Origin of the sequence: Gryllotalpicola kribbensis (assembly GCF_039538245.1) — a bacterium.
Classification (GTDB): domain Bacteria; phylum Actinomycetota; class Actinomycetes; order Actinomycetales; family Microbacteriaceae; genus Gryllotalpicola; species Gryllotalpicola kribbensis.
This window is the reverse complement of sequence record NZ_BAABBX010000009.1, coordinates 69,094-91,762: the sequence shown is the minus strand read 5'-3', so window position 1 is coordinate 91,762 and position 22,669 is coordinate 69,094. Positions and strand designations below refer to the sequence as shown.

The window sequence follows — 22,669 nt, the reverse complement described above, 5'->3', positions numbered from 1 at the left end:
ACTCGTCAGCACCGGCGCCGCCCCAGCGAACGCACGCCTACAAGGACATCTTCTCCACTTCCAGGTACTCCTTCGCGACACGCCCCACCGGGTCCTGCGCGTAATAGCTCTGCAGCCGCCCGCCGTTCAGCGCGTTGTCGAGCGACGCCATGATCATCGACTGGTCGAGCACCAGCCGGCGGTGGCCGACCGAACCGGTGGAAGGCGAGACCGCGTCATAGAACCCGCCGTCGCGCGCATACGACCCGGGGTACAGCTTCTGCAGCTTCTTGATGTTCTGATAGGCCTGCTGCGGCGCGACCGTCAGAGCCAGGAAGCTCGCATGCGGCGTCACGGCCGACTCGGGCGATGGCGAGCACGAAGCGCACGGCCCCTGCGCCAGCTGCTGCCCGGTCGGAAACGCGAGCCCCTGCGCACCATAGGCGCTGTAGCCGCCCGTGTCATCGGGCGTCGACGACGGCGACATTCCCCACACCGGGTACCCCAGCTGAGCGGCATACGCCATCTGCACCTGCACCGCGCGCTGGTCGGCGAGCCCGAAGCCACGCGGCCCCCACGCGGTCTCGGGCACGACCTGCAGCGCCATGAGCGCCTCGAACATGCCGCCGTTATAGGTGGGCAGGAACGTGAGCCCGGTGCCGGGGTACGTGTAGTGCCCCTCCCACACCGTGAACGGCTTGCCGCTCTGCGGGTCTCTGATCGTCGTCCAATACCCCTGCGGCGTCCCCTGGCCCTGCCACGAGAAGTCCGGGTCGGTCGCGCACCGCTTCGGCGGCAGGGTGCGCCACGTGCGCCACCACACGTCGCCGGGCATCTGGTGCAGCCCCATGCCGACGTACATCGCGATGCGCGGGTCGCTGTAGAGCGCCCCGTTGTGGTACCCGGCGGGCCCCGTGCCGACGTAGTAGCCGCCGTACATCTGCCCCGTCGGCTGGTTGTCGACGTCGGCGTTCACGTTGCACGGGCTCTGCGCGCGGTTGTCGTAGAAGATCGAGAAGTCCATCGGTGCGATGAGCCGGTTCGCCGCGGCGCGCAGCTCGGGGAACGCGTTGCGCACCACGATGAGGCCCGAGGCGTACCAGCCGTTGTCGACGGCCGAGAGGAACGAGCAGTTGTCGGTCGCCGCGGTCGGGTCGTCGGCGCAGCTCTGCGTCGTGCCCGGGTTCGGGATGACCTGCGCCGTTCCGGTGTCGTACCACTGGTACAGGAATCCGTGGCTGCGCTTCAGCTGTGCCACCTCGGCGAGCGTCGCGCTGATCTCGCGCGTCGCGGTGCGCCGGTCGATGATCTTAAGGTCGTACGCCGACGTCACCGCCCACAGATAGGTGCCGATGTTGGCCGCCGAGGTGTAGCTGCCGCGCGTCTCGCCGGGTCCGATGTTGTCGAGGGGCAGGTGCGTCACGGGGTCGACGTCGCTCTGGAAGAAGCGCCACGTGTCGCGCGCCATCGAGAGCAGGTCTGCGCGCTGCGCGCTGGTCAGGCGCTGCGCGCCGACGGGGGCCGGGGATGCCTGGGCCGCGGCCGGGGCAGCGATGCCGCCGGCGAGCAGCGCCCCGCCGGCGACCACCGCCGCGACCGCGCGCTTCAGGGAAATCTTCATGGTTCTCCTCACTCGACACTGAGTGATGCAGGTGCGGTGCGCCGCAAATGTATGCGCATTCATTTCCGCCCGCAAGAGGGGGGCGAGAGAGGGCACGCGGATGCCGCGCAGCTCAGAGCGCCGGCGGGCAGCTCTCGCGCAGCAGCACCTCGACCGGCAGCGTGAGGTGCTGCGGCGCGGCCGTGGGGTCGGCGATGCGCGCCTCGAGCGCACGGATCGCCGCGCCGCCCAGGGCGCGCATCGGCTGCCGCACGGTGGTGATCGGCGGCGTGGCGTACGCGCCCGCCTCGATGCCGTCGAAGCCGGTCACCACGATGTCGTCTGGCACCCGCAGCCCTGCCGCGCGGATCGCGTCGAGCGCACCGAGCGCCGACTGGTCGTTGGCGCACACGAGCGCACGCGGCGCCCGCTCGGCGATGAGCTCGGCCGCGACCTGGGCGGCCCGCGCCCGGCCGAAGTCGCCGTGTCGCACACGCACCGATCGCGAGTCGACCTTGTGGGCGGCGAGTGCCTGCCCGAGCCCCGTGCGGCGCACGGCGTCGTCGGGGGAGTCCTTCGGGCCGGCGAGATAAGCGAGATCGCGGATGCCGAGCTCGCCCACCACGTGCTCGACGAGCGCACGCATGCCGCGGGCGTTGTCGACGCTGACCGAGTCGATGCCCCGCGCGGCCTGCTCGTCGGCGAGCAGCACGACGGGGGTGCGCCCCGCCACGCGCGCGATCGCGTCGTCGGTCATCGTGCGCGCGAACACGGCGAGACCGTCGACGCGGCCGGCGATGTCGTGCCCCTGGCCCCGCCCGACGGCGACGAGCAGTGCCGCGCCGTGTCGCCATGCCTCGACCTCGGCGCCGCGCAGCACCTCGTCGTAGTAGAGCGGGGCGCCGCCGATCGGCGAGCGGTTGCCGCGGTCATCGGTGATGCGCACCGACCCGTCGGAAGGGGCGGGCGCCGCGGCATCCTCGAGGTCATCGAAGCCGGGAAGCAGCAGTCCGTACGCCCCGGTGCGCCGATCGGCGAGCGCGCGGGCGGGGGCGGAGGGCACATAGCCGAGCTCGTGGATCGCCTGCTCGACGCGTTCGCGCGTTGCCGGCGTCACCGATTCCGGGTTGCGGACGGCGCGTGAGACCGTCGCGATCGACACGGCCGCAGCGTCGGCCACGTCGTAGACGGTGGGGGCGGCGCCGACCTTGCGCTTGGCCATCGTGGTGCCCCTCTCGCGTCGCCCTGGGCTTGCCGTTGTCATTGTAAGCGCATACACTGCCGACTTGAAAGCGCATACATTCCAGTCAGCGTCGACAGGGGAAGGAAGCCCGTGATGGGAACCAAGACGAAGGCCAGGCTGTTCAAGGCCGGGGTCGCGGTCGTCACCGCAGCCGCGACGATCGCCGTGGTGAGCGGCTGCACCGTGCAGACGAAGGCCTCGACCAGCTCGGAGTCCGGCTCGAGCGCGTCTCTGCTGCTGGGCGCCGACAACGGCACCCCGACGTTCACGCGCAACTTCAATCCGTTCTCGCCGTCGACGCGTGTGGGAACCCACTACATGTACGAGCCCCTGCAGGTCGTCAACTCGATCGACGGCAAGGCGACGCCGTTCCTCGCCACGGGCGACACGTTCCGCGACCCGAAGACGGTCGACTACACGATCCGCAGCGGCGTGAAGTGGTCAGACGGGAAGCCGTTCACCCCGGCGGACGTGCTCTTCACCTTCGACCTCATCAAGAAGAACCCCTCGCTCGACACCCTCGGCGAGTGGCAGCACATCGACTCGATCTCGAGCTCGCGCAACACGGTCACCTTCCACCTCAAGGGCGCCGACGTTCCGGCGGCGACGGTCATCGACCAGCAGATCATCGTGCCGAAGCACATCTGGAGCTCGGTCAAGAACCCGCTGACGTGGACCAACGACAACCCGGTCGTCACCGGCCCATATGTGCTCGGCAAGTTCGCGCCGAACGAATACACGCTGAGCAAGAACAAGAACTACTGGCAGGCCGACAAGGTCGCCGCCAAGACCCTCGTGCTGCCGGCGTCGAACACGCAGGTCGACATCGTGCACAAGGGCTACGACTGGGCCTACTCCTACATCTCCGACGTGAAGGGCACCTTCGTCGCGGCCGACAAGCAGCACAACACCTACTGGTTCCCGCCGGGCGGCACCATCGCGCTCTACCCCAACCTGACGAAGGCGCCGTTCAACAACCTCGACTTCCGCAGGGGCCTCAGCTACGCGCTCGACCGCGACAAGATCGCCGACGACGCCGAGCAGGGCTACGTCAAGGCCGCCGGGCAGACGGGGCTGCTGCTGCCCAACCAGAACAGCTGGCTGAACACCTCGATCCCCGACAAGGGCGCCATCGCGCAGGACACGAAGAAGGCGCTCGCCTCGTTCGAGAAGGCCGGCTACACGCAGAAGGGCGGCAAGCTCGTCGACGCGAGCGGCAAGCAGCTGAGCCTCACGATCACCTCGCCGAACGGCTACACCGACTGGCTGCGCGGGCTGCAGGCTCTGCAGACCCAGCTCAAGGCGATCGGCATCGACGTCACTCTCAACCAGCCCCAGCCTGCGGCATACACGCAGGCGCTCAACGCCGGGAACTTCGACCTCGCGCTCGGCTCCTACGGCGGCACCGGCAGCACGTTCCAAGACTTCAACAACCTGCTCAACAGCTCGTTCGCGACCCCGATCGGCACCGCGACCTCGGCCAACTTCGAGCGCTTCAAGGACACCAAGACCGACCAGCTGCTCACGCAGCTGAAGTCGGCGACGACGACGGATGCCCAGAAGCAGATCGTCGACCAACTGCAGCAGACCGTCTACGACCAGCTGCCGGCGATCGGCCTCTTCTACGGCGGCCTCTGGGGGCTGTTCAGCACGAAGGACTTCACGAACTGGCCGAGCGCGTCGAACCCGTACGCGCCGCCGAGCACGTGGACCGAGACGGCGCTGCTGATCCTGACCAGCATCAAGGCGGCGTCCTAGACCGTGCGCTACCTCCTGGGCAAGATCGCCCTCTTCGTCGTCACTCTGTGGGCGGCGGTGACGATCAACTTCCTGCTGCCCCGCATGATGCCGGGGTCGCCGGCCGACGCCGCGATCGCGAAGCTGTCGCAGAACGGCCCCGTGACCCCGGCCATGCGGGCCGCCGTCGAGGCGCAGCTCGGCGTGCCGCACGGCTCGCTGATCGCGCAGTACGGCCAGTACCTCGGCCAGATCGTGCGGCTCGACTTCGGCACCTCCTACAGCTACTTCCCGCAGAAGGTCTCGGCCCTCGTGTCGGGCGCCCTGCCCTGGACGCTCGTGCTCGTCGGAACCGTGACCGTGATCGCGTTCATCGTCGGCACCGCGCTCGGTGCGCTCGCCGCATGGAAGCGGGGCAGCTGGGTCGACACCTTCGCGACGGCGGGCAGCCAGTTCGCTTCCGCGTTTCCGTATTTCTGGACCGCCCTGCTGCTGCTCTTCTTCCTCGGCTACGTCGCGGGCCGGTTCCCGACCTCGGGCGCCTACGGCGACTCGTCGACACCGAATCTGAGCGCGGGATTCATCGGCGAGGCGATCGCGCACGCGGGGCTGCCCGCCCTGACGATCCTGATCACCTCGCTCGGCGGCTGGATCATCGGCATGCGCAACACCATGGTCAACACCCTCGGCGAGGACTACGTCACCTTCGCCGAGGCGAACGGGCTGCACCCTCGCACGGTCGCCCTGCGCTATGCCGCGCGCAACGCGATCCTGCCCAACCTGACCTCGTTCGGGCTCGTGCTCGGCGGTGTCGTCGGCGGCTCACTGCTCGTCGAGACCGTCTTCCAGTACCCGGGCGTCGGCCTGCTGCTGTTCCACGCCGTCACCAACCAGGACTACCCGCTGATGCAGGCGCTGTTCCTCATGATCACGGTGAGCGTGCTCATCGCGAACTTCATCGTGGACGTGCTGTACGGCGTGCTCGACCCGAGGACCAGGCGATGACCACAGACCTCTCCACCGATCGAACCGGCGGGCCCGCGGTGCCCGAGCGCCAGGGCGGGCGCCCCGCGCCCCGCGCCGGCCGCCCCTCCCCGCTGCGCGTGCTCGGCCGCGGCATCGCGACGATCTGGGCCGTGCCGCGCGCCCGCATCGGCGTGATCGGATTCCTCTTCTTCGTGGCCCTCGCCGTGTTCGCGCCGCTCATCGCGCCCTACGGCGCGCACGACGCGAGCTTCGGCAGGGGGCTGAACGGCAGCGCCGCCCACCTGCTCGGCACCACCGCCAGCGGGCAGGACGTGCTCAGTCAGCTGATCTTCGGCGCACGCGTCTCTGTCTCGGTCGCCCTCGTCGCCGGCATCCTGTCGACGATCATCGCGGTGGCCGTCGGGCTCAGCTGGGGCTACGTGCGCACGTTCTGGGGCGAGGGCGTGGGATTCATCGTCAACCTGTTCCTCGTCATCCCGTCGCTGCCTCTCATGATCGTGATCGCGGCGTATCTGCAGAACGGCGGCATCGGCGTGATCGTGCTCGTCGTGGTGGTCACCGGGTGGGCGTGGGGCGCGCGCGTGCTGCGCTCGCAGACCCAGGCGCTGCGCTCGCGCGACTTCGTGACGGCCGCCCAGTTCAGCGGCGAGAGCGCGAGCCGCATCGTCTTCCACGAGATCATGCCGAACATGACGTCGCTGATCGCGTCGAGCTTTTTCGGCGCGGCCACGGCGGCGATCCTCGCCGAGGCGGGCCTCGAGTTCCTCGGGCTCGGCGACTCGACGACGGTCAGCTGGGGCACCATGCTCTTCTGGGCGCAGAACAGCAACGTGCTGCTGACCGGCCAGTGGATCCTGCTGTTCGCGCCTGGGCTCATGATCGCCCTGTTCGCGACCTCGCTCGCGTTCATCAACTTCGGCGTCGACGGGCTGAGTAATCCGCGCCTGCGGGAAGGGGGCACACGATGAGCCTGCTCACGGTGGAGGAACTCTCGATCGTCTACGAGTCCGCCGGCCGCGAGCCGGTGCGCGCCGTCGACCACGTCAGCTTCGAGCTGGAGCAGGGCGAGTTCGTCGGGCTCGTGGGGGAGTCGGGCTCAGGCAAGTCGACGCTCGGCTTCGCGCTCACCCGCCTCGGCTCGCCGTCGGCGCGCATCGAGCACGGGCGCATCCTCTCCGACGGCGTCGACGTCGCCACGCTCTCGCGCGAGGAGCTGCGCCGCCAGCGCCGCGGCGGGCTCGCGATGGTGCTGCAGGCCGGCATGAACGCCCTCAACCCGGTGCGCACCGTTCGCAACCACTTCCTCGACATCTTCCGCGCGCACGGCCATGTGTCGCCGCGCTCGCGGGAGGCGCGGGCGCGCGAGCTGGTCGCCAAGGTCGAGCTGCCGGCGGACGTGCTCGACCGCTACCCCGGCGAGCTCTCGGGCGGCATGCGCCAGCGCGTCTCGATCGCCCTCGCGCTCTCGCTCGAGCCGAAGCTGATGGTCTTCGACGAGCCGACCACGGCGCTCGACGTGCTCGTGCAGCACGCGGTGATGAGCACGATCCGCTCGCTGCAGGCATCCGAGAAGTTCACGGCGATCCTGATCAGCCACGACCTCGGCGTCGTGCTCGAGGCGACGGCGCGGGTGCTCGTCATGCACGACGGGCGGATCGTCGAGGACGCCCCGAGCGCCGACATCCTGCGCGCGCCCCGCGACGCGTACACGCGCATGCTGCTGTCGCACTACGCCGACCCGCGCGCGCAGACGGTGACCGTGCCCGGCCTGACCGCGCGCGAGGGCGAGCGGGTGACGGATGCCTCGGGCGCCGGCGCCGAGTCAGAGGCTGGCGCCGACGCCGCGCTCGCCACCCCGGCCCCCGCCGTGCGCGCCCGGCCGGGGCGGGCGGTGCGCGAGCCGATCGTGGTCGACGCCGTGAGCAAGGTCTACGGGCGTGCTCGCCGCGGCGACCGCCCCGCCGTCGACGATGTCTCGTTCACGCTCGAGCCCGGCGCGGCGCTCGCCCTGGTCGGGCAGAGCGGCAGCGGCAAGTCGACGATCGCGAAGCTCATCACCGGGGTCGAGAAGCCGACCGCCGGTCGCGTCCGCTTCGGCGACCTCGAGGTGGGGCGCGCCGGCCGGCGCGAACTGCGCCGTCTGCGCCGCGACGTGCAGATGGTCTTCCAGGACCCGTATGCCGCGCTCAACCCGCTGCACACGGTCGAGTACACGCTGAGCCGGCCGATCGTGAACTACTCCGGCCGCCGCGGCGACGCCGTGCGCGAGCGCGTCTTCGAGCTGCTCGAGACGGTCGGCCTCGCGCCGGCCGAGCTGTTCGCGAGCAAGCTGCCGCACCAGCTCTCCGGAGGGCAGCGGCAGCGCGTCGTGATCGCGCGGGCCTTGGCCAGCGACCCGCAGGTGATCATCGCCGACGAGCCGGTCTCGATGCTCGACGTGTCGCTGCGCGCCGGGGTGCTCGCACTTCTCGACGAGCTGCGGGTGACGTGGGGCGTGAGCCTGCTCTACATCACGCACGACCTGCTGAGCGCACGGCTCATCACTGACCAGATCATGGTGCTGCACGAGGGGCGGGTCGTCGAACGCGGCGGCACCGCCGAGGTGCTGCGCAACCCGAGCGACGCGTACACCCGCGACCTCTTGGCCGCCGTGCCCCAGCCGGGCCGCGCGCTCGAGCAGAGCTGACGAAAGGACTCACGAGAGCATGAATCGCACCTTCCCCGACGGGTTCATCTGGGGCGCGGCATCCGCCGCTCATCAGATCGAGGGCAACAACGTGAACTCGGACTGGTGGGAGCTCGAGCACCGCCCCGAGACGCCCGTGGCCGAGCCGAGCGGCGACGCGTGCGACAGCTATCACCGGTACCCGGAAGACATCCGGATCGTCGCCGAGCTCGGCCTCGGGATGTACCGCTTCTCGCTCGAGTGGGCGCGCATCGAGCCCGAGCGCGGCTTCGTCTCGCGCGCCGAGCTCGACCACTACCGCCGCATGATCGACACGGCGCGCGACCAGGGCGTCACGCCCATGGTGACGCTGCACCACTTCACGGTGCCGCGCTGGTTCGCGCACGCCGGCGGCTGGCGCGCGAACGACGCCGTCGAGCGGTTCACGCGCTACGTCGAGACGGTGAGCGCGATCCTCGACGACGTCGAGTGGGTCGGCACGATCAACGAACCGAACATGGTCGCGATCACGGCCGGGGCGGATGCCGGCGACGCGGCGGGCTCGCAGTGGGAGTCGACCCACGGGCTGCCGAACCCGAGCCGTCGCGTCTCCGAGGTGCTCGCCGCGGCGCACCGCTCGGCGCGGTCGGTGCTCTCGGGGCTCGGCCACGTGCGCTCAGGGTGGACCGTGGCAACGCAGGCCGTGCAGGCGGCACCGGGGGAGCCGGGGGCGCAGGAGGCTGCGCAGGCGTACAGCTACCCGCGGGACGCGTGGTTCCTCGAGCAGGCGGCCGGCGACGACTGGGTCGGGGTGCAGGCCTACACGCGCACCATCGTGGGTCCCGAGGGTCCGCGGCCGGTCGCCGACGGCGTCGAGCGCACCCTGACGGGGTGGGAGTACTACCCGCCCGCGCTCGCCGAGGGCGTGCGGCTCGCTGCGCGGTATGCACCCGGCGTGCCCGTCTTCGTCACCGAGAACGGCATGGCGACGGGCGACGACGCGCGGCGGCGCGACTACGTGCGCGGCGCGCTCGAGGGTCTGCACGACACCATGCAGGAGGGCACCGAGGTGCTGGGCTACCTCTATTGGAGCCTGCTCGACAACTACGAGTGGGGGTCGTTCGCGCCCACCTTCGGCATCGTCGGCGTCGACCGCGCGACGTTCGCCCGCGACGTGCGCGAGAGCGCCCGGTGGCTGGGCAGAGTCGCGCAGGCGAACGCGCTCGTGGACTGAGCAGCGCCTACAACTCGTCCCGCAGCGCCGCGATGTAGTCGGCGTCACCGAGTCCTGCGTCGTGCGCCTCCGCGAGCCGGGCGGCCCACGCCTCGACGGCGGGCAGGCGGCCCGCGCCGGCGAGCTCGGTCATGAAGCCGGTGTCCTTGACAAGTGCATCGACGGCGAACTGGGTCTGCGCCCAGTCCTGCGACTCGAGCAGCTGCTTCTTCATTCCCGCCTGCCCGGCGAGCTGAGTGAGCGGCAGGAGCTTGACCACGTCCGCGGTGGAGAGGCCGCCGGCGTGCCCGACCCTGAACGACTCGGCAATGCCCTCGGCGACGACCGCGACGCTGAGATTCGCGATGAGCTTGGCCGTCGCAGCGGCGGCCGGCGTGTCGAAGGTGCGCACCTTCTCGGGGTCCGACCACAGCTCGACGATGGGGCGCGCGGCGGCGACGTCTGCCTCGGCGCCTCCGATGAGGCTGCCGAGCGTGCCGTCATGCGCTGGTCCGGTCGAGCCGATCACGGGCGATGACACATAGCGGATGCCTCGACCGCCGGCCCACTCGGCGAACTCGCTCGCGTCGGCCGGCGACACCGTCGTCGCGTCGATCCACAGCACGCCCTCGGGGAACGTGACGTCCGCCGCCGACCCCATGAGGACCTCTCGGGTGACCTTCGGCCCGAAGAACATCGTCACGACCGCCTCGGCCGCGGCGATCGCGTCGGCGGCCGAATCGGCAACGCGCGCGCCCGCGGCCGCCGCGCCCTCGGTGGCCGATGTCGTGCGGTTCCACACGGTGACCTCATGGCCACCGGCGATGACGTGCTGAACGAGCTCGCGGCCCATGCGGCCGAGTCCGAGGAATCCGATCTTCATGCTGTGATCATTACCCGCGGCGCTGCTTCGCCAGCTATGAGAAAGCCCCCGATCTCTCGGGGGCATCCGGGGCGGAGGATGGGGGATTCGAACCCCCGAGGGCTTTCACCCAACACGCTTTCCAAGCGTGCGCCATAGGCCACTAGGCGAATCCTCCAGGTGCCGCGCCGAAGCGCAACTCGAGAAGTCTACCGGACGTTGGCTGGGGGACCGGCCGGGGCGGGAAGGGGTCTCGATACGGTCGCAGAGCGACCTACTCGACCAGCGGCGGCGACTGCGCCGCTCTCGGATTCCTCCCACTCCGCCGTCCTCTAGAATGGAAGCCGGCTCCCCGCGTGGCGCCATCCAGGCCAACTCCCCCAGGGCGGAAACGCAGCAAGGGTAACCGGGCTCTGGCGGGTGCGCGGGGGGTCTTTTTCTTTTGCGCGTCTCGTTCCCTACACCATCGAAGTCCCGGTTAGGCACCGAAAAGGCCTAGCGCCGCCCGATGCGGCGTCCATAGGCTGACCCATAGCACCGCCATTTGACGGATATTCCGCATGGGGAGGGGACTCTTCGATGTCGACTGACACCGTGACCGAATCTGCCGCGACCACCGAAACGGCCTGGAAGCATCGAGACGAGACCCCGGTCTCCGACGAGACGATTCGGCTCATCGACACGTACTGGCGCGCCGCCAACTACCTGAGCGTCGGCCAGATCTACCTGCTCGACAACCCGCTGCTGCGCGAACCGCTGCAGGTCGACGACATCAAGCCCCGACTGCTCGGCCACTGGGGCACGACGCCGGGCCTCAACTTCATGTACGCGCACATGAACCGCGCCATCCAAGAGCGCGACCTCAACACGATCTACATCATCGGCCCCGGCCACGGCGGCCCCGGCCTGGTCGCCTCCGCCTACCTCGACGGCACCTACTCCGAGATCTACCACGACATCGAGCAGGATGAGGCCGGCATCCGGCGCCTCTTCAAGCAGTTCTCGTTCCCCGGCGGCATCCCGAGCCACGTGGCCCCCGAGACGCCCGGCTCCATCCACGAGGGCGGCGAGCTCGGCTACGCGCTGAGCCACGCCTACGGCGCCGCGTTCGACAACCCCGACCTGCTCGTCATGGCGGTCGTGGGTGACGGCGAGGCCGAGACGGGCCCCCTCGCGACCAGCTGGCACTCGAACAAGTTCATCGACCCCGTGCAGGACGGCGTCGTGCTGCCAATCCTGCACCTGAACGGCTACAAGATCGCCAATCCGACGGTCCTCGACCGGATTCCCCAGGACGAGCTGCTCGAGCTCTTCCGCGGCTACGGCCACAACCCCTACCTCGTCGAGGGCGGATTCGACGGCGAGGACCCCATCGCGGTGCACAAGCGCTACGCCGAGGTGCTCGACCAGGTGCTCAACGAGATCGCCGACATCAAGGCCAAGGCCGCCGCCGGAACCCTCGAGGGGCGCGCCAAGTGGCCGATGATCATCCTGCGCACCCCCAAGGGCTGGACCTGCCCGCCCGAGATCGACGGCGTGCAGGTCGAGAACACGTGGCGTGCGCACCAGGTGCCGCTCGCCAACGCCCGGGACACGCCTGAGCACACCGCGCTGCTCGAGGGCTGGCTGCGCTCCTACAAGCCGGAAGAGCTCTTCGACGAGAACGGAACGCCCGTTCCGGACGCCGTCGCGATCGCCCCGAAGGGCGACCGGCGCATGAGCGCCAACCCCATCGCGAACGGCGGCCTCGTGCGCAGGGATCTGCGCCTGCGCGACTGGCGCGAGTTCGGGGTGGATGTCCCGAGTCCCGGCGCCACGAGCAGCGAGGCGACCCGCGTTCTGGGCGAATGGCTCGCGACCGTCATCGAGGACAACCCCGACAACTTCCGCATCTTCGGGCCTGACGAGACGGCATCCAACCGCCTCGCCCCTCCCGTCTACGACGCGACCGACAAGCAGTTCGCGGGCGAGATCTGGCCGGTCGACGTGAACCTCGCCCGCGTGGGGCGCGTCATGGAGGTGCTCAGCGAGCACCAGTGCGAGGGGTGGCTCGAGGGCTACCTGCTCACCGGCCGCCACGGGCTCTTCACGAGCTATGAGGCGTTCATCCACATCATCGACTCGATGTTCAACCAGCACGCGAAGTGGCTGAAGGTGACGCGCGAGATTCCGTGGCGCCGGGCGATCTCGTCGCTGAACTACCTGCTGTCGAGCCACGTGTGGCGGCAGGACCACAACGGCTTCTCGCACCAGGACCCGGGCTTCATCGACCACGTCGTCAACAAGTCGGCCGACGTCGTGCGCGTCTACCTGCCGTTCGACGCCAACACGCTGCTGTCGACCTACGACCACTGCCTGCGCTCGGTGAACTACGTGAACGTGGTCGTCGCGGGCAAGCAGCCGCAGCCGAACCTGCTCACGGTCGACGAGGCGGTGCGGCACATGACGCGCGGTCTCGGCATCTTCGAGTGGGCCGGCTCAGAGGTCGACGGCGAGTCACCCGACGTCGTGCTCGCGGCGGCCGGGGACATCCCGACCCTCGAGGTGCTCGCGGCCTCCGAGATCCTGCAAGAGAAGATCCCCGATCTCAAGATCCGCGTCGTGAACGTCGTCGACCTGATGAAGCTGCAGCCTGAGGACGAGCACCCGCACGGCCTCTCCGACCGCGACTACGACGCGCTGTTCACGACGGACAAGCCGGTCATTTTCGCCTACCACGGCTACCCCTGGCTCATCCACCGCCTCACCTACCGCCGCAACGGGCACGGGCACCTGCACGTGCGCGGCTACAAGGAAGAGGGCACGACGACGACGCCGTTCGACATGGTCATGCGCAACGACCTCGACCGCTACCACCTCGTGATCGACGCGATCGACCGCGTGCCGGGCCTCGCCCAGCGCTACGCCGGTCTGCGTCAGGAGATGGTGGACGCCCGCCTCAACGCGCGCCTCTACGCGTATGAGAACGGCGAGGACATCCCCGAGGTCGCGAACTGGGCCTGGAAGGGCGGCGCGAAGGCGAACATCAACGACACCGGCGGCGACAACGACTGAACCCCTGCCACAGCCTCGTTCGCTAGCGTCGACGTCGTGAAGCAGGTCTACGTCACCTCGGCCGAAGGGCAAACCGGCAAGTCGACGATCGCTCTCGGGGTGCTGCGCACGCTGTCGCGGCAGGTCGGCCGGGTGGGCGTCTTCCGGCCGATCGCCCGCAGCACCGAGCAGCGCGACTACATCCTCGAATGGCTGCTCTCGAACCAGACCGCGGGGCTGAGCTACGAGGACGCCGTCGGCGTGAGCTATGACGAGGTGCACGCGGATGCCGACGCGGCACTCTCGCGCATCATCGAGCGCTACCAGCGGATCTCGGGCCGGTGCGATGCCGTCGTCATCGTCGGCAGCGACTACACCGACGTCGGAGCCCCCACCGAGCTCTCGTACAACGCGCGCATCGCCGCCAACCTCGGCGCGCCCGTGCTGCTCGTCGTGAGCGGGCGCGCGGGGGACGACGGGGGAGACCTGCGCCGCCAGCTCGGCTCGTCGGGCGCCCGCTCGGTCGAGCAGGTGCGTCAGCTCGCGAGCCTCGCCATCGACGAGCTGCGCGCCGAGCACGCCTCGCTGCTCGGCGTCGTCGTGAACCGCGCCGACCCGGAGGCGCTCGGCGAGATCCACCGGCAGGTGCAGGCATCCGTCGCCGCCCAGTCGCAGTCGACGGTCGCGAACGCGCTCGACCGGCCCGTGTGGGTGCTGCCCGAGGACCCGGTGCTCGTCGCCCCGACCGTCTCGGCCGTGCTCGACGCGGTCGAGGGCCGGCTGGTCTTCGGCGATCGCGAGCTGCTCGACCGCGAGGTGCTCGGCGTCGTCGTCGCGGGCATGTCGATGGAGAACGTGCTGACCCGCCTCATCGACGGAGCGGTCGTGGTCGTCCCGGGCGATCGCACCGAGACGCTGCTCGCCGTGCTCGCGGCATATCAGGCGGGCACCTTCCCGTCCGTGTCGGCGATCGTGCTGAACGGCGGCTTCGCGCTCAGCGAGCCGATCACCCGGCTGATCAGGGGAATGGACCCGGCGCTGCCGATCATCGAGGCGCCGTTCGGCACCTTCGAGACGACGGTGCGCGTCAACGGCGCGCGCACGCGCATGGGGGCGGATTCCCCGGGCAAGACCGAGCGGGCGATCGCCCTCTTCGATCGCAACGTCAACCACATCGCGCTGCTCGACGCGCTCGACGTCGAGCCGTCGCCGGTCGTGACGCCGCTCATGTTCGAGTACCGGTTGCTCGAGCGGGCGCGCTCGGCCCGCAAGCACATCGTGCTGCCCGAGGGCGATGACGACCGGGTGCTGCGGGCGGCATCCGTCGTGCTCGCCCGCGACATCGCCCAGCTGACGCTGCTCGGCGACGAGCAGGCGATCCGTGGCCGGGCGTCGTCGCTGGGGCTCGACCTGTCGTCGGCCGCGGTGCTGTCGCCGACCGATCCCGAGCTGCGCGAGCGCTTCGGCGCCGAATACGCCGAGCTCCGCAAGGCGAAGGGCATGACGCTCGAGCGCGCCCTCGACACCGTGACGGATGTCTCCTACTTCGGCACCATGATGGTGCACCTCGGGCTCGCCGACGGCATGGTCTCGGGCGCCGCGCACACGACCGCGCACACGATCAGGCCGGCGTTCGAGATCATCAAGACCAAGCCGGGCGTGGGCGTGGTGTCGTCGGTGTTCCTCATGGCGCTGTCTGACCGCGTGCTCGTCTACGGCGACTGCGCCGTGATCCCCGACCCGAGTGACACCCAGCTCGCCGACATCGCGATCTCGTCGGCCGCAACGGCCTCGCAGTTCGGCATCGAGCCGCGGGTCGCGATGCTTTCGTACTCGACGGGGGACTCAGGCTCGGGCGCCGATGTCGAGAAGGTGCGCTCGGCCACCGCGCTGGTGCACGAGCGGGCCCCCGAGCTTCTCGTCGAGGGGCCGCTGCAGTACGACGCGGCGGCCGATGCGGTCGTCGCCGCGGCGAAGCTGCCCGGTTCGCCGGTGGCCGGGCGCGCGACGGTCTTCATATTCCCCGACCTGAATACGGGCAACAACACGTACAAGGCGGTGCAGCGCTCGTCGGGCGCCGTCGCGATCGGCCCCGTGCTGCAGGGGCTCAACAAGCCGGTCAACGACCTGTCGCGCGGCGCGCTCGTCGACGACATCGTCAACACCATCGCCATCACGGCGATCCAGGCGCAGACCTCCTCACCGCTGGTCGAGTAGGTCGCTCTGCGACCGTATCGAGACCCCATCCTCGAGAGAAGACATCAGATGCCCAGCATCCTCGTCATCAACAGCGGCTCGTCGTCGCTCAAGTACCAGCTGATCGACATGGCGACCGAAGAGACCCTGGCCAGCGGGCTGATCGAGCGCATCGGCGAGGCGGAAGGACACGCCAGCCACCGCGTGGGCGGCCAGCGCTTCGACAAGGATCTCGCCGTGCGCGACCACGCCCAGGCGTGCCGCATCATGCGCAACGACTTCGACACGCACGGGCCGTCGCTCGACGAGCACGACCTGGTCGCGATCGGCCACCGTGTGGTTCACGGCGGCGCCCGCTTCTTCGAGCCGACGCCGATCGACCATGTGGTGAAGATCCAGATCGAGGACCTCTCCGACCTCGCCCCGCTGCACAATCCGGGCGCCGTGCAGGGCATCGATGCCGCCGAGAAGTCCTTCCCCGGCCTGCCCATGGTCGCGGTTTTCGACACGGCATTCCACCAGACCATGCCGCCAGAGGCATATACCTACGCGATCGACGCCGAGCTCGCGCAGCGCTACCGCGTGCGCAAGTACGGCTTCCACGGCACCTCGCACCGCTACGTCTCGCGCGCGGCCGCCGAGTTCCTCGGCCGGCCGCTCGACGAGCTCACACAGATCGTGCTGCACCTCGGCAACGGCGCGAGCGCCTGCGCCATCGACGGCGGGCGCTCGGTCGAGACGAGCATGGGGATGACCCCGCTCGCCGGCCTCGTCATGGGCACGCGCTCGGGCGATATCGACGCCTCGGTGCTCTTCCACCTCGCGCGCCGGGCGAAGCTGTCGATCGACGACCTCGACGAGCTGCTCAACAAGCGCAGCGGCCTGCTCGGCCTCTCGGGGTTCGGCGACTCGCGCGACGTGCAGTCGCGCGCGGCCGACGGGGACGAGCGGGCGCAGCTGACCGCCGCCGTGGTGGCGCATCGGCTGAAGTTCTACATCGGCGCCTATCAGGCGCTGCTCGGCGGCGTCGACGTCATCTCGTTCACCGCCGGAATCGGCGAGCACAGCGCCGAGGTGCGCGCGGCCGCCGCGGGCGGCCTCGAACGGCTCGGCATCGAGCTCGACCCGGCGCGCAACGCCGCCGTCGGTTCGGGAATCAGCGTCATCTCGACCGACGCCTCGCCCGTCACCGTGCTCGTCGTGCCGACGAACGAGGAACTCGAGATCGCGCGACAGACGTTCGAGGTCATCGCGGCGAGATAGCCGCGTCGCGGCATCCGCTGCCGCAGCGAGCGGACGATTGTTCCGCCCCCAGTTCGGGGGTAGCGTCACCCGCGGAGGCCGGTGCCGCTCGGTGCGGCCCCTGGCGCTTCCGGCGGGGCATTTCGCGCCCTCGGCGATCGCCGTCGGCGCGCGCGTTGCTTCGCGTGGCGTTGCGAAAACTTAATTAACGCCATGGCGTTAGCAGACAGATGTCAGCTAGCGTCGGGTCCCAACCGGTCCGGCGTCAGGGAGGCGCGTGGGCGGGTCGCACAGATTCACACATCGGGGGAGCCGCACACGCTGAGGCGTGCGGGGGTCGACCGTATGGGCTTTGGGGAGAAGAGCCATGCGAGTTTCAGGGGGAAAGCGTCGGCTTGCGCCGGCGGCGTTCGTCACGTCGGCTGTGCTGGCGCTCGGGGTGGTGGGGCTCACGGCTGCGCCGGCGCAGGCCGCACCAGGAGACACCTCGAACGCCGCGGCGCAGGTGCTGGGCGGGTCGCTGCTGAGCGCGATCGACACCGACTCGGTCGTCGGGCTGGGCGGCAGCACGGCGGGTTACCCGAGCGAACCGGGGCCCAACTCGGCGGGTCTCGACCCCTCACTGCTGAGCGCGGTCGACGTCAACCTCGGCTCGGTCACGCTGCCCCTCGGCGATCTCATCCAACTCGGCGCGGTGACGCAGTTCTCGCAGGCTGAAGCCGGCGGCACGTCGAACGCCAACTCGGGCGTCGCCGAGAGCGCGGGCGGCCTCACGGTGGGCAACGCCCAGACCACGACCCCGACCGCGGCGCTCATCGACCTCGGGCCGCTGCTCGCCGACGCCGGGCTCTCGAGCGCCATCGATCAGGCATCCGTCTCAGTGGGCGCCGTGTCCGCAGACGCGAGCATCACCGATGCGACCACGCTCGACCGCAGCTACAACGTGGCGTCGCTCGACGCGCAGCTGCACTCGCAGCTCGTCGCTGGACTGACCGGCGATGTCGACGACCTGATCACGAACACCGTCACGCCGACGATCAACGGTTTGACCGGCACCATCACCGACACCGTGAACACGGCTCTCGGAACGGTCGGCCTGCTCACGGCGGTCGCCGGCGCCGACTTCGACACCAACGTGTCGCTCACCGGGGTGGGCGACATCGGCGCCGCGGCCGACACGGTTCTCAACCAGACCCTCACGAGCAACGACGGCGCGGTCACGCTGAACCCGGCGACCGGCACGATCGACGTCGACCTCGCGGCGCTCGCCGGCGGCCTCAACAACCGCGCACCCGAGACCCCGGTGCTCTCGGCCGACACCCTCAACGCACTCGTGCAGGACGTCAACGACCTGCTCGACCAGCTCGGCACGAACCTCGTGACCGCGATCAACCAGGCGATCGACGGCATCGGTGTGCACATCAGCAGCACGCTCGACTCGGGCAACCCGCTCACCGGAGCGTTCGCCCTCAGCATCGACACCACGCTCGGCGACCTCACCGCGGGCAACGCTCTGCCGGTCAACACCGGCGGCAGCACGGGCGCCTTCGGGCTGATCAGCGGGCTCGCGGGGCTGATCGTGACCGCGTTGAGCGGGCCGCTCGACACGCTGGTGGGCGGCGTCGTGAACGGCCTGATCGGAACCGTCACCGACACGATCACCGGCAGCGACGGCCTGATCCAGGGCGTCACGACCGCGCTCGACCCGGTGCTGCGCGCGCTCGGCAACGTCGTCGGCATCACCCTGAACCACCAGACCGGCGGCGACACCTCCGGCGTCTCCACCGAGACCGCGTTGCAGGTCACGCTGCTGAACAGCACGGCGGCGCAACTCAACCTGGCGACCGCGCAGGTCGGCCCGAACGTCGTCGCTCCCGTGATCACGACGCTCGACCCCGACCACGGGCCGACCACGGGTGGGACATCCGTCACCATCTCGGGCACGGGCCTCGCGGGCGCGACCGGCGTGACGGTCGACGGGCAGACGGTCGACTTCGTCGACAACGGCGACGGAACCCTCACCATCCCGAGCATGCCCGCGCACGACGCGGGCGCCGCGGACGTCGTCGTGACGAACCCGGCCGGCACTTCGCAGCCGGCGAGCTACACCTATTACGAGGTGCCGGCGAACCTCGCGATCGATCCGGACGCCGGGCCGTCGGCGGGTGGTCAGACCGTGACGATCTCGGGCGACAACCTCGACACCGCGACGGCGGTCGACTTCGCGGGCACGAGCTACTCGCCCGCGGGAAGCGGCGGCACCGGTCCGTTCTTCACCTATGACAGCGAGGCCGACACGATCACCCTCGACACGCCCGCCCACGCGGCCGGGGCTGTGCAGGTGGTCGTCACGAACCCCGGCGGCGACTCCGCACCGCTCGCGTACACCTACTACGACGTGCCCGCGAACCTCGCGATCGACCCCGCCGCGGGCCCGATCGACGGCGGTCAGACCGTGACGATCTCGGGTGACGGGCTCGCCGGCGCGACCGTGGTCGACTTCGGCGGCGTCGACTACTACGCGGCCGATGACCCGGATGCCCCGGCCGGCGCTCCGACCTTCACGCAGGACGCCGACACGGGCGATATCACGCTCGTCACGCCGGCCTCGCCGACCGGAGCGGCGGGGGACGTCGATGTGACGGTGACGAACCCGGCCGGAACCTCCGACCCGGTGACGTACAGCTACGTCGCGGCACCGAGCAACGTGAGCATCTCGCCCGAGGCCGGCCCCATCGCGGGCGGCCAGACGGTGACGATCTCGGGCGATGACCTGGGCGGCGCGACCTCGGTCGACTTCGGCGGCACGACGTATTACGCAGAGGGCGACCCGGATGCCCCGGCGGGTTCGCCGACGTTCACGCAGGACGCGGGCACGGGCGACATCACGCTGGTGACCCCCGCGTCGTCGACCGGAGACGCGCAGACCGTCGACGTGACGGTGACGACCGCCGGCGGGACATCCGCCCCCGTCGACTACGACTACGTCGCCGGGCCGGCCATCACCTCGGTCGGCCCCGACTCGGGCCCGCTCGCGGGCGGCCAGACCGTGACGATCTCGGGCGATGACCTGGGCGGCGCGACCTCGGTCGACTTCGGGGACACGACGTATTACGCAGAGGGCGATCCGGATGCCCCGGCGGGCTCTCCGACGTTCACGCAGGACCCCGACACGGGCGACATCACGCTCGTGACGCCCGCGGCGACCGACCCGGGCTCGGTTCCCGTCACGGTGACCGCGCCGGGCGGCACCACGCCGCCGTTCGACTACACCTATGTCGCCGCTCCGGCGATCTCGGGCATGACGCCTGACGAGGGCCCGGTCACGGGCGGCACGACGGTGACACTGACCGGCACGGGGTTCACCGATGCGACCTCGGTCACGGTCGACAACGTCGCCGCGACGTCGTTCACCGTGGTGTCCGACACCGAGATCACCTTCGTCACCCCGCCGCACGCGGCCGGCGACACGCAGGTGATCGTGACCACCGCGGGCGGCCCGTCGAACCCCGAGGCGTTCACCTATGTGCCCGTTCCGACGGCGAGTGCGCTGTCGCCGGATTCCGGCCCGGTCGCGGGCGGCACCGAGGTGACGATCACGGGCACGGGGTTCGTGCCGGGCGAGACGAGTGTGACGATCGGGGGCACGACGGTGCCGGCATCCGATGTCACGGTGAGCTCCGATGGCACGTCGCTGACGTTCACGACGCCGGCGGGCGCCGCGGGTGCGGCTGACGTCACGGTGACGACGCCGGGTGGCACGGCCGATGCGCCGCAGTTCACCTACGTGCCCGTTCCGACGGCGAGTGCGCTGTCGCCGGATTCCGGCCCGGTCGCGGGCGGCACCGAGGTGACGATCACGGGCACGGGGTTCGTGCCGGGTGAGACGAGTGTGACGATCGGGGGCACGACGGTGCCGGCATCCGATGTCACGGTGAGCTCCGACGGGACGTCGCTGACGTTCACGACGCCGGCGGGCGCCGCGGGTGCGGCTGACGTCACCGTCACGACGCCGGGCGGCACGGCCGATGCGCCGCAGTTCACCTATGTGCCCGTTCCGACCGCCGACACGCTCTCGCCGAGCCAGGGGCCGGCGACCGGGGGCACCTCGGTGACGATCACGGGCAGCGGCTTCGTGCCAGGCGAGACGACTGTCACGATCGGGGGCACGACGGTGCCGGCATCCGATGTCACGGTGAGCTCCGACGGCACGTCGCTGACGTTCACGACGCCGGCGGGCACCGCGGGCGCGGCTGACGTCACCGTCACGACGCCGGGCGGCACCACGGGTGCGCTGCCGTTCACCTACATCGCGGTACCGGCCGTCACCGGCATGACGCCGGACTCCGGCCCGGTCGCGGGCGGCACCACGGTGACGCTCACCGGCTCGGGCTTCACCGGGGCGAGCACGGTGACGGTGGACGGGGTCGACGTGAGCACCTTCACGGTCGACTCCGACACCCAGATCACCCTCGTGACCCCGCCGCACGCTGCGGGCGAAGCGCCGGTCGTGGTGACGACGGCCGGTGGCGATAGCGAGCCGCAGACGTTCACCTACGTGCCGGTGCCGACGGCGACCTCGCTGTCGCCGAGCATGGGGCCGACCACGGGCGGCACCACGGTCACGATCTCGGGCTCCGGCTTCGTGGCGGGCGAGACGACGGTCACGATCGGGGGAGTCACGATCCCCGCGGCATCCGTCACGGTGAACTCCGACGGCTCGCTGACGTTCGTCACTCCCGCGCACGCCGAGGGCGATGTCGACGTGACGGTCACGACGCCGGGCGGCACGAGCGGCGCCCAGACCTTCAGCTACGTCGCCGGGCCGGTGATCACCGGCCTCAGCCCCGACTCGGGGCCGACGACCGGGGGCGATGAGGTCACGATCTCGGGCGCCGACCTCGACGGCGCCACCGAGGTGACGGTCGACGGGCAGGACGTGCCGTTCACGCAGAACCCGGACGGGTCGATCACCATCACGACGCCCCCGCACGCCGCGGGCGACGCCGACATCGTGGTGACCACGGCCGCCGGGTCCTCGCCTGCCGCGAGCTACACCTACGTCAGCCCACCGCCGACCGTGAGCGGCATCGACCCCGACCAGGGGCCGACGACGGGCGGCACGCAGGTGACGATCTCGGGCGACGACCTGGGCGACGCGACCTCGGTGACGGTCGACGGCGACGATGTGCCGTTCACGCAGAACCCCGACGGGTCCATCACTGTCACGATGCCGCCGCATGACGCGGGCACGGCGCAGATCGTGGTGACGACCCCGAGCGGCTCGTCCGACCCGGTCGTCTTCACCTACGTCTCCCGCGACGCGTGCGTCGCGACCCCGACGTCGGTGTCGATCTCGCCGAACCACGGGCCCGACACCGGCGGCACCACCACGGTGCTGACGGGCACCGGGTACACCGGCGCCACGGCGGTCAGCTTCGGCGAGACGCCGGCGGCCTCGTTCACGGTCGCGAGCGACACCGAGATCATCGCGGTGACGCCGCCGCACCTCGTCGGCACGGTCGAGGTCTACGTGACGACTCCGTGCGGCGTCGCCGACCCCACCTATACATATGAGGCGACGGCGGCGGCGGCGGCGACAGCCGCGAACGGCAGCGGGCTCGGCTCGGGCTCGGCGCTGGCCACCACCGGTCAGAACCTGTGGCTCGGGGGCATCGTGCTGGGCATCGGCGCGATCCTGGCGGGTCTCGGGGTGATGCTCGGGCGTCGGCGCCGGGAGGCGTAAGGCGGCGTAACCAGGGGCGCCGCCGGGCCGAGAGGTCAGGCGGCGCGGGCCGGCAGGCACGGCGCGCACGAGGGCGCGGGAGCATATCGCTTCCGCGCCTCGTCGCGTTCTCCACACCCGGCCGGGGACCCGGCGGGATGTCGGGGGCCGCCGTTACGATTGGGGC

12 protein-coding genes, 1 tRNA gene and 1 other RNA gene are annotated in these 22,669 nt (G+C 70.4%); 10 read left to right on the top strand and 4 right to left on the bottom strand.

The features are described from left to right. Nucleotides 1-37 precede the first annotated feature (37 nt). Nucleotides 38-1,600, bottom strand: a complete 1,563-nt coding sequence (locus ABD716_RS06210; RefSeq protein ID WP_344774917.1) for a glucoamylase family protein — start codon at nt 1,598-1,600, stop codon at nt 38-40. A 112-nt stretch (nt 1,601-1,712) separates the two neighbouring features. After that, the gene (locus ABD716_RS06205) at nt 1,713-2,801 is read right to left on the bottom strand and encodes a LacI family DNA-binding transcriptional regulator (protein ID WP_344774915.1); all 1,089 of its coding nucleotides are present in this window, start codon (nt 2,799-2,801) and stop codon (nt 1,713-1,715) included. Nucleotides 2,802-2,915: 114 nt separating this feature from the next. On the opposite strand from ABD716_RS06205, the gene ABD716_RS06200 reads away from it, so the two are divergent. Genes ABD716_RS06200 through ABD716_RS06180 form a run of 5 tightly spaced genes read left to right on the top strand, consistent with a single transcriptional unit; the run spans nt 2,916 to nt 9,445 of the window. Beyond that, complete coding sequence (locus ABD716_RS06200; RefSeq protein WP_344774913.1) at nt 2,916-4,580, top strand: ABC transporter substrate-binding protein; 1,665 nt, start codon at nt 2,916-2,918, stop codon at nt 4,578-4,580. 3 nt (nt 4,581-4,583) lie between these two features. Next, entirely contained in the window at nt 4,584-5,564 is a 981-nt protein-coding gene (locus ABD716_RS06195; protein ID WP_344774911.1) for an ABC transporter permease, read from the top strand. Beyond that, entirely contained in the window at nt 5,561-6,514 is a 954-nt protein-coding gene (locus ABD716_RS06190; RefSeq protein WP_344774909.1) for an ABC transporter permease, read from the top strand. The genes ABD716_RS06195 and ABD716_RS06190 overlap by 4 nt, the downstream gene beginning before the upstream one ends. Next, the gene (locus ABD716_RS06185; RefSeq protein WP_344774907.1) at nt 6,511-8,232 is read left to right on the top strand and encodes an ABC transporter ATP-binding protein; all 1,722 of its coding nucleotides are present in this window, start codon (nt 6,511-6,513) and stop codon (nt 8,230-8,232) included. The genes ABD716_RS06190 and ABD716_RS06185 overlap by 4 nt, the downstream gene beginning before the upstream one ends. Before the next feature lie 19 nt (nt 8,233-8,251). Next, nucleotides 8,252-9,445, top strand: coding sequence for a glycoside hydrolase family 1 protein (locus ABD716_RS06180; protein ID WP_344774905.1), 1,194 nt, complete (start codon nt 8,252-8,254; stop codon nt 9,443-9,445). 7 nt (nt 9,446-9,452) lie between these two features. On the opposite strand, the gene ABD716_RS06175 is transcribed toward ABD716_RS06180, so the two are convergent. After that, nucleotides 9,453-10,307: an NAD(P)-dependent oxidoreductase gene (locus ABD716_RS06175; RefSeq protein ID WP_344774903.1), complete on the bottom strand. Its 855-nt coding sequence runs from the start codon at nt 10,305-10,307 to the stop codon at nt 9,453-9,455. Between the two features lie 72 nt (nt 10,308-10,379). Continuing rightward, a tRNA-Ser gene (locus ABD716_RS06170) sits at nt 10,380-10,464 on the bottom strand. 165 nt (nt 10,465-10,629) lie between these two features. Between ABD716_RS06170 and ffs the strand changes: the two genes are divergently transcribed. The 5 genes from ffs (at nt 10,630) to ABD716_RS06145 (ending at nt 22,503) form a co-directional block, all read left to right on the top strand. Further along, nucleotides 10,630-10,726: signal recognition particle sRNA small type (gene ffs / locus ABD716_RS06165), an RNA gene on the top strand. 139 nt (nt 10,727-10,865) lie between these two features. Continuing rightward, nucleotides 10,866-13,340: a phosphoketolase family protein gene (locus ABD716_RS06160; protein WP_344774901.1), complete on the top strand. Its 2,475-nt coding sequence runs from the start codon at nt 10,866-10,868 to the stop codon at nt 13,338-13,340. Nucleotides 13,341-13,376: 36 nt separating this feature from the next. Next, a complete protein-coding gene (gene pta / locus ABD716_RS06155; RefSeq protein WP_344774898.1) occupies nt 13,377-15,536 on the top strand; it encodes a phosphate acetyltransferase in 2,160 nt (719 codons plus the stop codon). Nucleotides 15,537-15,584: 48 nt separating this feature from the next. Then, nucleotides 15,585-16,778, top strand: coding sequence for an acetate/propionate family kinase (locus ABD716_RS06150; RefSeq protein ID WP_344774896.1), 1,194 nt, complete (start codon nt 15,585-15,587; stop codon nt 16,776-16,778). A 346-nt stretch (nt 16,779-17,124) separates the two neighbouring features. Next, on the top strand, nt 17,125-22,503 hold the full coding sequence (locus tag ABD716_RS06145; RefSeq protein WP_344774894.1) for an IPT/TIG domain-containing protein: 5,379 nt from the start codon (nt 17,125-17,127) through the stop codon (nt 22,501-22,503). Nucleotides 22,504-22,669: the final 166 nt, after the last annotated feature.